Source organism: Micromonospora craterilacus, from assembly GCF_003236315.1.
In the GTDB taxonomy this organism is placed as follows: Bacteria; Actinomycetota; Actinomycetes; order Mycobacteriales; family Micromonosporaceae; genus Micromonospora; species Micromonospora craterilacus.
The window spans coordinates 1-13,667 of record NZ_POTY01000197.1; the positions used below are offsets into that span (position 1 = coordinate 1).

Genomic DNA, 13,667 nt, shown 5'->3' on the forward strand with positions numbered 1-13,667 from the left:
GGGCGGGACGTCGGGCTGGCGCTCGGTTTCGGGCTGGCCGAGGGTGACCGGGACGGGGTCGTCGACTTAGCTGAGGCGGCGCCGTACATCCGGACCGTGCTGCGCTGGACCTGGCCGGGGGTCATCCGGACGCCGGTGGCGGTGACCCGGTGGCCCCGGGTGTCGGTGACCCGGATCTGGTACGGGCCGGGACCGGCACCGGAGGCGATGAGCCAATAGTTGTAGCTTTCCCGGTTGGCCGCTCGCCAGGCACCCGAGCTGCCCTGGCGTACCTCTACCGAGCGCAGCGGGTTGCCGTGGTTGGCGACCAGGACGGCGAACCACCACTGCGAGGCGCCCTCCTTGATCCGGAAGGCGAGCGGGCCGGCGAGCGGCGGGTCGCCCACCAGGCGGTAGCTGACGCCGACGACGCCCTGCACCGGATCGGCGATCCGGGCGAACGCCTCCTTGGACAGGTCGAGGTGGCCCGGGGGGCATTCCGGGCACTGGTCCATGACCATGACCCGCACGTTGCCCTTCGGCCCGGTCACGTCGAGGTATCCGCCGCAGGCGGCGCCGTCGGCATACTCGCTGGGGCCGAGCGCGACATAGAGCCGGTCGGCGGGTGCGGCGGGATAGGAGCAGTTCCCACCCGCACCCTTCGAGTCGTAGAAGGTGGCCTTGCCCTTGTGGAGGGTGCCTGCGGCGGGCGGCGCGAGCAGCGCGCCGGCGGCCGGCAGTGCGGAGCCGGGCCGGGCCGCGGCGGCGCAGGCGGGCGCGGCACCCGCGCGCAGCGCGAGGGTGAGCCCGACGACGGCGGCGAGGGTGGCCACGGCCCCGCCGGCCAGCCAGCGGCCCAGCGGGGAACGCCTGACTACTGCTCGGCCGGCGGGGCCGTCGGTACCGTCGGTCACGCGGACAGATGCTGCCGGACGGCGATCGCGTCGGACAAGCGAGCTAAGCGAAAGCTAAGACGGGGTCAGTTCCACCGGGTCGCCGAGCCGCACCCGGCCGGGCTCCAGCGGGATGACGTTCAGCCCGAACAGGAGCTGACGGTCGATGTTCCGGTGCCGGGCCAGGGTGCGCAACGGTTCCCGGCCGCGTACCCCGGTCTCCTGGTCGGTAGTGGTGACCAGGCAGCGGGCCGACGGGTTGGCGGCCTGGAAGCGGACGCCGCCGATGCGCAGCGGCCGGCCGGCCCAGCCGTCCTCCGCCCAGGCGGGGGCGCCGTCGACCACCAGGTTGGGTCGGAACCGGGCCATCGGTACCGGTTCCGCGCCGGCCGCGACCAGCCAGTCGCCGAGCGCGGCCAGCGACGCGGTGCTGGTCAGCAGCACCGGGTACGCGTCGGCGAAGCTGACCCGGTCGCCGGGGTCGTACTCCTTGCGGCCGCGCTCGACGTGCCGGGTCGGCTCGGCCAGCCAGACCAGCCGGACCGGGCGGTCGACCACTTTGCCGAGCCAGTCATCGGCGGCCGGACCGGCGGGCAGCGCGTCGACCCGGAGCAGGCGCCGGCGGAAGGTACGCACCTGGACCGGGGCGACGCCGGCCGGCTCGGGCACCACCAGGTCGGGGTGCCCGTCGGCGCGCAGCAGCAACCCGCCGGGGGCCGGGTGGGCGCGGACCCGGACCAGGGTGGTGGTCTCGCGCTGGGTGACGCCGACCCCGTCGGCGTCGACCATCATCCAGCGCCGATCGCCGTCGAGCCCCCACGGCTGCACCTCGGCCTCGTCGTGGTGGAGCCCGCGACAACCCTTGATCGGGTACGTGTTGATCTCGCTCAGCCGCACCCGGCTACCATGCCACGCCGATGCCGTCCCCCGGATACCAGTGGTCGGCGGGGGTCTCCCGGTAGGCGAGGAACCGCCGGCCGGTGCGCTCGGCGTGCTCGGCCAGCACGTTGGTGTGGGTGACGTTGTCGGTGAGCAGCATCGCCCCGGGGGCCAGCTTCGGCTCCACGGCGTCGAACTCACGCCGCTCGTACTTGCGGCTGTGGTCGCTGTCGTGCAGGAACAGGTCGACCGGCCGCTGCAACGCGGTGATCGACTCGACCGAGTCGCCGATGACCAGGTCGATCACCTCGGACCAGGGGGCGACCCGGGCGAGGTAGCCGGCCTCGGGGTTGATGTCGATGGAACTGACCCGGCCCGGATGTCCCTCGGCGGTGTTGCGCAGCAGCGCGGCGGCCAGCACGCAACTGCCGAGCCCCTTGTCCACGCCGGTCTCCACGACGTGTTGGGGCCGGCGGGCGCGGACGATCGCGTACCAGCCGATCCGCCGGGCGTACCGGACCTGCTTGTCGGCCAGGCCGCGCCGCGCGGCGCCGGCGGTGGCCGAGGCGATGTGCTGCCGCAGCACGTCGTCGGACTCGATCTCCGCGAGGTACCCGCGGACCTGCTTCACCGGCAGGTCGCAGACCACGCTGACGAACCAGGCGAGGTGACTGCGGCTGAGCTTGGTCAGCTCGTACGTGTAGTTGTGATGCTCCCGCGACGCGACCAGCCAGCGGGCCGAGGTGCGTAGCACCTTGGCGTCGTGGCGGGCCACCGCGACCAGGCGTTTCGGGAAAGCGGCGACGGGTGCGAGGCGGGTACGGGCGATGGCCCGGCGCAGCTTGACGGCGTCCACGGCAGCGTTCTACCAGACCGGGGGAAACATCGGGGTAACAACACCGGACCCGAATCGCCCGGTTACGGGGTCAACAACGGGAACGTGAAGTAAGTAGCATCACCGCCATGTCGAGTGGAGACCAGGCGGGGACCATCACCCCGGAGGACACCCTGCCGGCGGGGGGCACCGACGGGCCGGAGACGACGGCGGGTGCCCCGGCGGGCAAGCCGCGTCGTCGGTGGCTCCGGATCACCCTGATCAGTTTGCTGGTGCTGGCGTTGGTCGGGGTCGGCGGCGTGGTGGCCGGCGGCTTCTACCTCAAGTCGGTCGAGTCGGACATCGACCGGGTCGACGCCTTCGACGGCGTACCGGAAGAGAGCCGACCCGAGGTGGTCGTCAAGGGCGCGTTGAACATCCTGATCCTCGGCAGCGACTCGCGCGATCCGGAGAGCACCGGCGGCTCGCGGGCGGACACCATCATCCTGGCGCACGTGCCGAAGGACCGCTCCGGCGCGCAACTCGTCTCGATTCCCCGGGACACCTGGGTCGCCGTGCCCCGCTCGAAGGAAGGTCGCGGCGGCCGCGACGCGAAGATCAACGCCGCGTACGCCTGGGGTGGTCTTCCGCTGATGGTGCAGACCGTGGAGCAGTACACCAAGGTCCGGATCGACCACGTATTGATGGTGGACTTCGGCGGGTTCAAGGAAATCATCGACGCCCTCGGCGGCATCGACATCAACTCGGAGAAGAGATTCACCTCGATCCACCCCCCGTTCCGCACCTTCGAACAGGGCAAACAGCGGATGGACGGGGCCACCGCACTGGACTTCTCCCGGCAGCGCAAGCAGTTCGCCGACGGCGATTTCACCCGGATCCGGCATCAGCAGCAGGTGATCAAGGCGATTCTGGATCAGGCCGCGTCCGGTGGCGTCCTGGCGAATCCCGCCAAGCTCAATTCCTTTGTCCGCGCCACGTCGAGCGCCGTTTCGGTGGACAAGGAGATGTCGCTTGTGGACATGGCGATGGAACTGCGCGGCCTTCGCGGTAACGATCTGACTTTCATGACCAATCCGACCAAGGGAACCGGGCGGGTCGGCAGCGAGAGCGTTGTCTTCGAGGACAAGAACAAGGCGGCGACCTTCTACGACGCCGTTCGCCGGGACGCGGTCGAGGAGATCCTCAGCACCGGAAGTTAAACAGCAATTGCCCCTGCGGCTCTGGCGCTCTTACCGGGGCGGTCGTATCCTGCGTTCGCTCCGATGGCTTTCCTCAGACGCCAGCGGTGTCGCTCCACGGGGGAGGAACTGTACATGTCGAGGCAACCTGTCGTGGGTTACCCGGCCACCAACGTGCCCGCCGAGGCCGGGACGTCCACATCGGAGGGATCGGCTCAGGCGGTCGAGTCCGACGAGGACGATCCCGCTCCGGCGTTGACCGCTTCCGTCGGGTCGCGGCCCGACCCGGCAACGGACACCGGCACCGCACGGCCGGGTCTCGACGTGACGGCGGTGCTGCCGTACGCGGGCTCGCACGCCTCGACCCGTACCCGGCACCTGCGCGCCTGGATGTTGACGGCACCGGTCGACGTCGCCGCACTGCTGTCCCCGCTCGCCGTCACCCAGCAGCACTGGCGCGGCACGCTCGCCATGACCGTCCTGACCGTCGCCATCTTCACCGCCGGCGGGCTCTACCAGGCCCGCCGGCACGTGAGCATCCTCGACGAGTTGCCGAGCCTCTGCGGCCGGCTGCTGGCCGCCGCGGCGGTGGTCGCCATCATCGCCGCGCTGCGTCACGACTCAGCGGTGTACCTCGTCGGATTCATCCGCGGGGTGGCCCTGGCCGCGGTTCTGGTGATCGCCGGGCGCCTGATGACCCGGGAGATCGCCACCCTCGCCCGCCGTTGCCGGTGGGTCGAGCACAACGCCATCATCATCGGCAGCGGCCCGACCGCCGTGGAGCTCGCCCGGCTGCTCCGCCGCTACCCCCGGTACGGGCTGCGGTTCGTCGGGCACGTCGACAGCCCCTCACCGGCAACCTCGTCCCCGGTGCCCATGATCGGCACGCTCGACCAGCTCGAACAGCTGGTACGGCTGGCCGAGTGTGACGTGCTGATCATCGCCGACCCGGAGTGCCCGGAGCTGGTGCTGATGGAGATCCTGCGTCAGCCGGTGGTCGCCACGTGCGACCTGTGGGCGGTGCCCCGGCTCTGGGGGTCCAGGTCGCACGGCGACCACATCGGCGCTATCCCGATCGTGAAGGTGGGTGACACGACCCTGTCGGGGCCGCACTGGGCGCTCAAGCGCGCCTCGGACGTGATCTTCGCGGGCTCGGCGGTGCTCGTGCTGAGTCCGATCCTGCTGCTCTGCGCGACCCTCGCGTTCCTCGACGGTGGTCGCGGCGTCTTCTTCCGCCAGGAGCGCATCGGCCGGCACGGCAAGCCGTTCGACATCATCAAGTTCCGCACCATGCGGCCGGCCAACGAGCACGAGTCCCAGACGAACTGGTCGATCGCGAACGACCGGCGGGTCTCGCCGATCGGGCGCTTCCTGCGCCGTACGTCGCTGGACGAGCTGCCGCAGCTGTGGAACATCCTCAAGGGAGACATGAGTGTGGTCGGGCCCCGGCCCGAGCGCCCCTACTTCGTCGAGAAGTTCTCCGCCGAGTACCCGAGCTACGCGATGCGTCACCGGGTTCCGGTGGGTCTCACCGGGCTCGCCCAGGTCAGCGGCCTGCGCGGGGACACCCCGATCTCCGATCGGGCCCGGTTCGACAACTACTACATCGAGAACTGGTCACTGTGGCTGGACGCCAAGGTGCTCTTGCGGACCGTGGCCGAGGTGTTCCGCGGCGGTGGCCGCTGAGGGACCTGTCAGAGTCCGTACCGTCGACCGGGCCGGACGGGCGACGCGGTCCGTCCCAGCCCGGCCCCGGCGACGCCCCCCGCCGACGCTCCCGCCCTACACTCCGCCGACTCGGCCCGGGGGCGCTCAGCCGAACTGCTTGGAGAATCCGATGCCGGACGTTTCGGTAGTCATCCCGACGACGGGCCGACCCAGCCTCGCGGAGGCGGTCGTGTCCGCCCGCGCCCAGCAGGGCGTGTCCGTGCATGTGGTGGTCGTGTGCGATCTGGCCGAGGTGCCGACCAGCGTGGCGGAGCTGCGCGGCCAGATCGACGAGATCGTCTGCACCGGCGGCGGGCGGCGGGGTTCGTTCGCGCGGAATCTCGGTGTCCAGCATGCCGCCCCCGACAGCCACGTGGCATTCCTCGACGATGACGACGCCTGGCTGCCCGGCAAGCTCGCCGCCCAACTGCCCGCCCTGGAACGGCTGGCCGACGAGGGCTGGCTGCCGGTGGTGTCCTCACGGACGCTGCAACGCAAGGCGGGTGGCAACCCGCTTCCGTCCGCCGTGCCGACCACGCTGATCGCCGACGGCGCACTGCCGGAGGACTACCTCTTCCGCCGGCGGCACCTCGGTGTCGGTCGCCAGTCGCTGCCCACCTCGACGCTGCTGACCACTGCGGACCTCGCCCGGCAGTGCCGATGGGACGAGTCGCTGCCACGACACCAGGACTGGGACTGGCTCGTCCGGGCGGCCCGGATCCCGCGGGCGAAGATTGTGCAGATCGAGGAGGCGACCGCCATCTACACGGTGGGTAGTCCGGGGTCGATCTCGGCCAGCGCCGACTGGCGGACCTCCTGGGACTGGGCGCGGCGCTGGGAGGGCGTGTGGGCGCCGGAGACCTTCTCCGACTTCATCGCGGCCCAGACCCTGCGGTACGCGGTGCAGGCCCGGGACCGGGAGGGCGTACGGGAGATGGTGCGCGCCATCCGCCGCAACTCCCCGCCGTCGGCCCGCAACGCGGTCCTGGCGGCTCTCGGGCTCGTACCGCGGTCCGCGCTCGAGCGCGTCGCGATGCGCAGGTCCCGGGTCGTCGACGACCCCGCGGCGCTCCGGACGGGCGGGTCCCGCTGATGCGCCTGCACTTCGTGCTCCCCCAACTGGAACCGCTGTACGGCATGGAACTCGCGGCGGCGCTGCTCATGCGGGACCTACAGGCCCAGGGCGTCGAGGTGTCGGCGACCGTGGTGTCCCGGTCGGTGCCGCCCACCCTGGACGACCTGGCGATCGACACCCTCGGGCTGGGCACCCGGATCACCCGCCTGATGGAGGCGGTGCCACCGTTGCGACGCCGGCTGCTGAAACTGCCAGCGGACGTGCAGGTCGTGGCGAGTGGGCTGTGGGGCAGCGTCCCGGTCGGTGCCGCCCTGGCCGGCTCCGGCCGCAGCTACGTCGCCTGGGAGCACTCGCTGCTGCCGGAGCGGCTACGCATCGACGGTCGGGTCCGGACGCTGGCCCGGGTGGCCCGGGTCAGGGGGCTACGGCCCCGCCTCGTGGTCGCCGTCTCCGACGGGGTCGCGCGGACCGTGCGGCAGCTCGTCCCCGGGCAGCAGGTGGTGACGATTCCCAACCCGATGCCGCTCAGCCCGTTCGTGCCACCACGTGAGGTCGCCGACCGCGAGCGGATCAAGCTGCTCACGACCGCCGCGTTCCGCCCGTACAAGAACCACTCCTGCGCGCTCGAAGCGCTGGCGCTCCTGCCCGCCAACTATCACCTGACCCTCGCCGGCGATGGGGAGGAGCGCGATCTCCTTCACGACAAGGCGAGCAGGCTCGGCCTGGCGGATCGCGCGACGTTCCTGGGCCGGGTGCCGGGGGTGGCACGGCTTCTCGCGGAGGCGGACGTACTGGTGCACCCGTCCCGCGCCGAGACGTTCGGGTTCAGCCTCGTGGAGGCCGCCGAGGCCGGACTGCCCGTCGCCGCCCTACCGGTGCCAGCACTGGACGAGATGATCCCGACGTTCGTGCCGGGCACCCTGGCGGCGGACACCTCACCGTCGGCGCTCGCCGACGCGATCGTGCGCCTGACCGGCGACGGACGCCCCACCGTCGCGGACTTCGACAAGGCCTGGCACGCCCGATGCACCACACTGGACCCGACCGAGGTGAGCCGCCGGTGGGTGGAGGCCCTGAGGTGACGCTCGTTCCTGGGGAAGCGGACCGGCCGGCGGCCGACGAACGCGACCGACAGCCGAGGCGGTCGCGCTGGCGATGGTCGTCCGTTGTCGGCCGCGGCGACGGTTTTCTGCACAGGTCCGGCAAGTTCCTCACCGGGAACCTGCTGCGCACCCTCGCGCAGGGCGCCCTCTTCGTGCTGCTGGCGCGGGAAATGCCGATCGACACCTACGGCCTGTTCGTCGGTGTCACGGCGCTCATCGCGGTGGTGTCGCCCTTCGCGTCCGCCGGCGCGCCGAGCCTGATCATCCAGAACTACGCGGACTCGCCGTCCGACTGGCCCCGCCACCTGCTCCGCGGTCTGTTCCTGTCCACCGTCTTCGGCTCCGCCGCCACGGTGCTGGTGGCCGCTGCCGGTCTCGCCATCTGGGGCGCCCACATCGGCCTGGTCGACCTGCTCTGTCTCGCCTTCGCGGACCTGGTCGCCTGGCGGCTCATCGAGGCCGTGGGAGCCTCGTTCCATGTCCGTGGCCGGATCATGCTCGCCGCGGTCATTCCCGCCCTGCTGCACATCTGTCGGCTGGTCGGAGCCGTCGTGCTGGCCATGTCGGAGGGGCCGGTCACGCTGCACGGCTGGGCGACGATCTCCGCCGTGATCTCCGTCGTCGTGTGCCTGCCCGTGGTCCTGGGTGGCCTACGCGGTGCCGCCGGTCGCGCCCTGAGCATCCGGGGTTCGCTCCAGCAGGTACGGACCGGAATGCTGTTCGCCGTCGGGCTCTCGGCCCAGTCGGTCTACAACGACAGCGACAAGGTCATGCTGTCCCGCCTGGGCACCCCGGAGAGCGCCGCCATCTACGCCGCCGCCTACCGCGTGGTCGACCTCGCGTACACGCCGGGCCGGTCCATGAGCGCGGTGGCCTATCCCCGGTTCTTCGAAGCGGGGCGGGACGGCCCACGGGCGGCGCAGCGGATGGCCCTCAAGTTGGTGCCGCGCTTCCTGGCGTTCAGCGTGCCGGCGAGCCTGCTGCTGGTCGCGTTCGCCTGGATGATGCCACTGGTGTTCGGGGCTGACTTCGAGGCCGCCGTTCCGGCGCTACAGGGGCTGAGCGCGCTGCTGGTGCTGAAGTCGCTGCACTACCTCGCCGCGGATGCGCTGTCCGGGGCGCGGATGCAGGGGCGGCGGACCGTCTGCCAGATCGGCGTCGGCGTGCTCAACGCGCTGCTGAACCTGTGGCTCATCCCGGCCTACGGATGGCAGGGCGCTATCGTCTCCAGCCTGGCGTGCGACGCGCTGCTCGCCGTACTGCTCTGGGGATGCCTCGCCGCCGCCGTGCGGCGCGACCGGGTCGGTACTCCCCCTTCGGCACGTCCCATGGAAAGGGTCTGAGGTGACCACACTCTTCGGTGTCCTGCTGAGCGCGGGTGGCCTCGCGGCGGCCGGGTGGTTGATCCACGCCCGGCGGGCCGTCGCCGCCACCTTCGGCAACAGTGGGATCGCCATCGCGTTCATCGGGTTCGCGGTGCTCGCGAACGCCGCGCCCGTGATCGCCGGTGACCACTCGTCGGCCCTCATCGGCCTGCTGGTGCTCGCACTGGTCGCCTGGCTGTTCGTCACCGGGCGCGAGCGGCTGTGGGGACCGTCCGAGATCTGGCGACGGGTCTGCCTGGGGCTGGCCGCGGCAGTGCTCGTCTGGTGCCTCAGCGTGGACGTCCTCACCGGTGACGGCGTGTACGGGTCGAGGATGCCGGCGTACGCCGCCGCGGGGCTGCTGGTGCTAGCGGCGTGGCTGATGGGGGCCGGCGCCACGGTGAGCCTCGGCGCGATGGCCTACACCGGGCTGGCCGTTCTGTCGGTGCTGACGGTCCCGACCGCCTTCTACGGGCAGGCGTGGCGGGCCTGCACCGCCGGGCAGCTGGAGAAGTGCTCGTTGGCGGGGGCGCTGTTCAAGAGCTTCTACAACTCCGAGAACTACATCGCCCTGATCGCCTCGTTCACCCTGGTCGCCGCCGCCTGCGCGCTGCGGCGCGCGGAACGGTGGGCGACGGTGGCGTTCTGCCTGCTGATCATCGTGGCAACCGGATCCCGGACCAGCTACCTGGCGCTCGCCGCCGTCGGCGGGTGGGTGCTCGGTGCCCTGCTGCTCGAGCGGCGGCGGCCGTACCCGCGAATCCACTTCGCCCTCTGCGTGGCTCCGGTGGTCGGGGCCGCAGCAGCAGCCAGCTATCTGACCTGGAGCGCGTCCAAGACCACCCTGAGCAACCGCGGCAACATCTGGATCCACGTCCGGGAGTACATCGCCGGCGCGGAGGGCACCGGCGTGGGCGTCTCCAAGTGGTACTACCTCCGGGACATCGGCGAGGCGCCGCACCACTTCTTCCATTCGGGCTACGTCCTGGCCATCTTCTCCGGTGGCTTCGTCGCGTTGGCCCTGTGGACCTTCCTGCTGGCCACCCTGCTGCGCGCGCCGGTCGTCGACGGCCGGGTCCTCTCCGCCAAGGCGCCGGTGGCGCTCTTCATCGTCTACTCGTTCACCGAGGTGGTCTGGAACCCGCTCTCCGTCGACGGATTGACCTGGATCTTCGTCTTGATGGTGCTGACCACGTCCACGTTAGGATCGACGGATCCCGTTCCGGGCGATGGGCCGGCGGAAGCCGTCGATCGACCGGGACCGCTGGCCAGACTTCGCCGTCTGGCCGGCGGCACCGGCCGGGCCACGGCCGATGCGCGAGACTGAGCGGCCGGATCGCCGACGTCCCGGACCTTGGTCCGGGCCGGCCGCACATCCGCTGGTGTAGGGAAGGACCCGATGTCGTCAGGCCCCCTCGCGGCGCCGGTTCATCGGGCCGTCCCTCGGCGACCGCTGGCCCCTGGCGCGGGCTTCCGCCCGGACATCCAGGGGCTACGCGCCTTCGCGGTCGTGGTGGTGATCCTCGAACACGTCCTCCAGTGGCCGGCCGGCGGGTTCGTCGGCGTGGACGTCTTCTTCGTCATCTCCGGCTTCCTGATCACGGGCCTGCTGCTCACCGAACACGACCGGACCGGGCGGATCTCCTTCGCGGATTTCTACCGTCGGCGGGCCCGGCGGATCCTGCCCCTGGCGATGCTGGTCCTGGTGAGCACGTACCTCGCGGCGTCGCTGCTGTTCCTCGGCGAACGGGTGCGGTCGACGGCCTGGGACGCGCTCTGGGCCGGGCTCTTCGGGGCCAACTGGCGCTTCGCGTCCGTCGGCACCGACTACTGGCAGACCGACGGGCCCGTCTCGCCACTACGGCACTACTGGTCGCTGGCGGTGGAGGAACAGTTCTACCTGGTCTGGCCGGTGCTGCTCGTGGCGGTGCTGGGCCTGGCCGCCCGACGGGGTCGGCACGGGAGCCGATCGCGGTGGGCGGTCGGCGTGGTCCTGGGAGCCGTCGTCCTCGGCTCGATCGCGTTCGCACTGTGGGAGGTCGACCACCGGCCGACGGTGGCGTACTTCTCGACCTTCTCCCGCGCCTGGGAACTGGGCGTCGGCGCGCTGCTGGCCGTGGCGACGCCGCTGCTGGCCCGCATACCCGCACCGGTCCGGCCGGCGTACCAGTGGCTCGGGCTGATCGGCCTGGTTGTCTCGGTCTTCACCATCACCGCACGAACCCCGTTCCCGGTTCCGGGCGCGTTTCTGTCGGTGGTGTCGACGGCCCTGGTCATCGCCGGGGGCGTGGGCGGGCAGCGACTGTTGTTCCCCCTGACCAACAGGGCTGCACGGTACGTCGGTGACATCTCCTACTCCCTCTACCTGTGGCACTTCCCCCTGCTCATCCTGATCGGTGCCGCGCTGCCCGGCGGCGGGTACGCCACGACGTTGCTCACGCTCGGCGGTACGGCCCTGCTCTCGGTGCTCTCCTATCACCTGGTGGAGAACCCGGTCCGCCGGTCGTCGTGGTTGGAGCGCCGGCCACCGGGGATGCCGCCCCGGCGGGCCGGGGCAACGCTGGTCCGGCGGGGCGCCGGGCTGACGGCGCTGGCCGCCACGGTGGCGGCGGTCGCCCTGGTGGCGATCCGCACGCCGTCGCCGCAGGCACCGGCGGAAGCGGCGCCGGTCACCTCGCAGGCCGAACTGGCGGCCCAGATCCGTACGGCGCTGGCGGCCGCCGACTGGCCGATGCTGACCCCTCCCCCGGGCGAGTTGGGCAGCCTGGGCTTCACGCGTGGGGAAGGGCAGGGATGCCGGCCAGCGGTCCCGGACGGCAACGACTGTGTCGTCACGACGCCGCGCCCCCGTAGGCTGGCCGTCGTTGTCGGCGACTCCATCGGAACCGCCTGGCTGCCGCTGGTGCGGGGCGTCCTGGAGCCGGACGGATGGGTGGTCCGGGACCTGACGTACGCGGGCTGCCCGTTCCTCGCCGCGGACACGCTCTCCCCCATCGAGACCATCACCCGAGCCTGCCCGGGGCATCGGCAGACGGTACGGGCCTTCATCGAGGACCGCAGGCCCGACCTGGTGATCGTGAGCAACGCCTACCGCCAACGGTTCACCAGCACCGGCGGGAGCCCGTCGCAGCCCGAGTGGGAGCAGGCCGCCCGTCGGGCCAAGGACGAGTGGCTCGCGGCGGCGAAGAAGGTCGTCGCCCTGCAACCGCCGCCGCTGGGTCGGGACCCGAAGAGCTGCATCACCCGGCTCTCCGCCCCTCGGGACTGCGTCTCGACGCTCTCCGACGAGTATCGGTCGTACGCCGAGGCTGACCGACGGGTCTGGGGCTCGGGTCTGATCGCCACCGCGGACTGGTTCTGCGACTCCGGGCGGTGCCCGATCTTCGTGGGTGGGGTCATCGTCCGACGCGACGAGAACCACGTCACGACCGAGTACGCCCGCAAACTGGCCCCGCTGCTCGACGAGGCCCTGGCACCGGTTCTCGGCCGCCCGCCCGACTAGCGCGGGACAGCCGGGCTACCGGAAGTTCGTGCGCCGGCGCAGCAGGACCAGCGCGCCGAGCCCGCCCACGAGCGCAACACCGGCGCCGATGAGCAGCGGCACCGCCCAGCCGGGCCGGGACGGTTCGTCGTCGCCCCCAGCGGCGACGGCCGCCTCGCGGTACACCTGCGCCAAGGCGTTCGTGGGCGACTGCTCCGCGACCTCCGCGAACCGTGGGGCGGCCTTCGCCTCGTCGCCGGCGAAGTACGCGTCGAGAGCGCTGCGGTAAAGCTTGTCCGGCTCGCCGAGGCCGTTCTCGACGCCGGCCGCGCTGAGCAGTCCGCTCATCCGTGACACCGGCACCACGAGGCGGTTCGGGCGGTCGGGCTGGAGCAGGTCGTTGTCGAGGATCCCGACCACCCGGCCCTGCGGGTCGACCACGATCCCCCCACGCGAGTACGCCCCGACATCCTCGCCGATCCGGTAGACCGACGATTCGATGTCCACCTCGGTCACCTCGACCGGCTTGGACAGGACGGTGTAGGTCGCGGAGCGGTAGTCGGCGTCGGTGGTGCCGTACCCGAGTGCGTGCAGCGGGGTGCCCCCGGCGATCGTGGCGGAGGTGTTCAGCTCGGCAGCGGGAAGATTTCCCTGGTCGAGCTTGACCAGCGCCAGATTGCCCTCGGCGAGGGTGAGAGCCCGGACGACGGTAGCGGGAATCGCGGGGCTTTCGGTCAGGTCGCCCGTGGCCACGTTCAACTGACCGTGCACCGTGGCTGCGGGCTCCGTGCCGGGATCGGGGCCGGTGAAGACGCTGGTCGCCACCCGGGCCCGCACGTAGCCGCTGACCTCCGCGGCCTTCAGCTTGCCGTCCGCGACCAGGCTCCTGGCCAGCGCGTCGAGGGCGTGCTCGACCATGATGTCCGGGGTGGGCCGGACACACTGGCCGTTGGTGAGCACGTGCCCGTCGTGATTGACCACGAAGCCGGTGCAGCGGCGGCTGAAGGTGAACGGCTCGGGGTGCAGCAGGGCGTTGTCCTGCTTGCCCCGCAGGTAACCGGTGAGGACGGCCTCCAGGAAGACCATCGAGGGCGCGGCGGTGGCGAGGGCACGCTCCTCCGGGCTGTGCGGCGTGGCCTCTGCCCAGGGCTTGAGCCCGGGTGTGGGTGGGGT

At 71.5% G+C, this 13,667-nt stretch carries 11 protein-coding genes; 7 read left to right on the forward strand and 4 right to left on the reverse strand.

Annotated features, from left to right (window positions below; all coding sequences use genetic code 11):
• From C1I95_RS25050 to C1I95_RS25060, 3 genes are all read right to left on the reverse strand, one after another.
• The coding region (locus C1I95_RS25050) for an expansin EXLX1 family cellulose-binding protein (RefSeq protein ID WP_233513868.1) at positions 1–893 on the reverse strand (893 nt) is incomplete at its 3' end.
• 54 nt (positions 894–947) lie between these two features.
• Positions 948–1,769, reverse strand: coding sequence for an MOSC domain-containing protein (locus C1I95_RS25055; RefSeq protein WP_111217254.1), 822 nt, complete (start codon positions 1,767–1,769; stop codon positions 948–950).
• A 4-nt stretch (positions 1,770–1,773) separates the two neighbouring features.
• A complete protein-coding gene (locus C1I95_RS25060) occupies positions 1,774–2,607 on the reverse strand; it encodes an O-methyltransferase (protein WP_111217256.1) in 834 nt (277 codons plus the stop codon).
• A 107-nt stretch (positions 2,608–2,714) separates the two neighbouring features.
• Here C1I95_RS25060 and C1I95_RS25065 point away from each other — a divergent pair, with 107 nt between their 5' ends.
• The 7 genes from C1I95_RS25065 to C1I95_RS25095 all read left to right on the forward strand — a co-directional run bounded on the left by C1I95_RS25065 (position 2,715) and on the right by C1I95_RS25095 (position 12,515).
• Positions 2,715–3,785 (forward strand): LCP family protein, encoded by a 1,071-nt coding sequence (locus tag C1I95_RS25065; RefSeq protein ID WP_111217258.1) that lies wholly within the window; start codon positions 2,715–2,717, stop codon positions 3,783–3,785.
• 114 nt (positions 3,786–3,899) lie between these two features.
• Positions 3,900–5,450, forward strand: coding sequence for a sugar transferase (locus tag C1I95_RS25070; protein ID WP_111217260.1), 1,551 nt, complete (start codon positions 3,900–3,902; stop codon positions 5,448–5,450).
• 151 nt (positions 5,451–5,601) lie between these two features.
• Positions 5,602–6,564 (forward strand): glycosyltransferase family 2 protein, encoded by a 963-nt coding sequence (locus C1I95_RS25075; protein ID WP_111217262.1) that lies wholly within the window; start codon positions 5,602–5,604, stop codon positions 6,562–6,564.
• Complete coding sequence (locus tag C1I95_RS25080; protein WP_111217264.1) at positions 6,564–7,628, forward strand: glycosyltransferase family 4 protein; 1,065 nt, start codon at positions 6,564–6,566, stop codon at positions 7,626–7,628. The genes C1I95_RS25075 and C1I95_RS25080 overlap by 1 nt, the downstream gene beginning before the upstream one ends.
• Complete coding sequence (locus C1I95_RS25085; protein WP_158566465.1) at positions 7,625–8,992, forward strand: lipopolysaccharide biosynthesis protein; 1,368 nt, start codon at positions 7,625–7,627, stop codon at positions 8,990–8,992. The genes C1I95_RS25080 and C1I95_RS25085 overlap by 4 nt, the downstream gene beginning before the upstream one ends.
• 1 nt (position 8,993) lies before the next feature.
• Positions 8,994–10,340 carry an O-antigen ligase family protein gene (locus C1I95_RS25090; RefSeq protein WP_111217268.1) on the forward strand — a complete coding sequence of 449 codons (1,347 nt, stop codon included), beginning with the start codon at positions 8,994–8,996 and terminating at the stop codon, positions 10,338–10,340.
• 72 nt (positions 10,341–10,412) lie between these two features.
• Positions 10,413–12,515, forward strand: coding sequence for an acyltransferase family protein (locus C1I95_RS25095; RefSeq protein ID WP_111217270.1), 2,103 nt, complete (start codon positions 10,413–10,415; stop codon positions 12,513–12,515).
• 15 nt (positions 12,516–12,530) lie between these two features.
• On the opposite strand, the gene C1I95_RS25100 is transcribed toward C1I95_RS25095, so the two are convergent.
• Positions 12,531–13,667 (reverse strand): S1 family peptidase (locus tag C1I95_RS25100; RefSeq protein WP_146605831.1); only part of this gene is annotated, 1,137 nt, incomplete at its 5' end.

Excerpts from the sequence above, each read along its gene's own strand:
- C1I95_RS25065 (WP_111217258.1), top strand. The coding sequence starts at position 2,715 with ATGTCGAGTGGAGACCAGGCGGGGACCATCACCCCGGAGGACACCCTG.
- C1I95_RS25070 (WP_111217260.1), top strand. The coding sequence starts at position 3,900 with ATGTCGAGGCAACCTGTCGTGGGTTACCCGGCCACCAACGTGCCCGCC.
- C1I95_RS25075 (WP_111217262.1), top strand. The coding sequence starts at position 5,602 with ATGCCGGACGTTTCGGTAGTCATCCCGACGACGGGCCGACCCAGCCTC.
- C1I95_RS25080 (WP_111217264.1), top strand. The coding sequence starts at position 6,564 with ATGCGCCTGCACTTCGTGCTCCCCCAACTGGAACCGCTGTACGGCATG.
- C1I95_RS25095 (WP_111217270.1), top strand. The coding sequence starts at position 10,413 with ATGTCGTCAGGCCCCCTCGCGGCGCCGGTTCATCGGGCCGTCCCTCGG.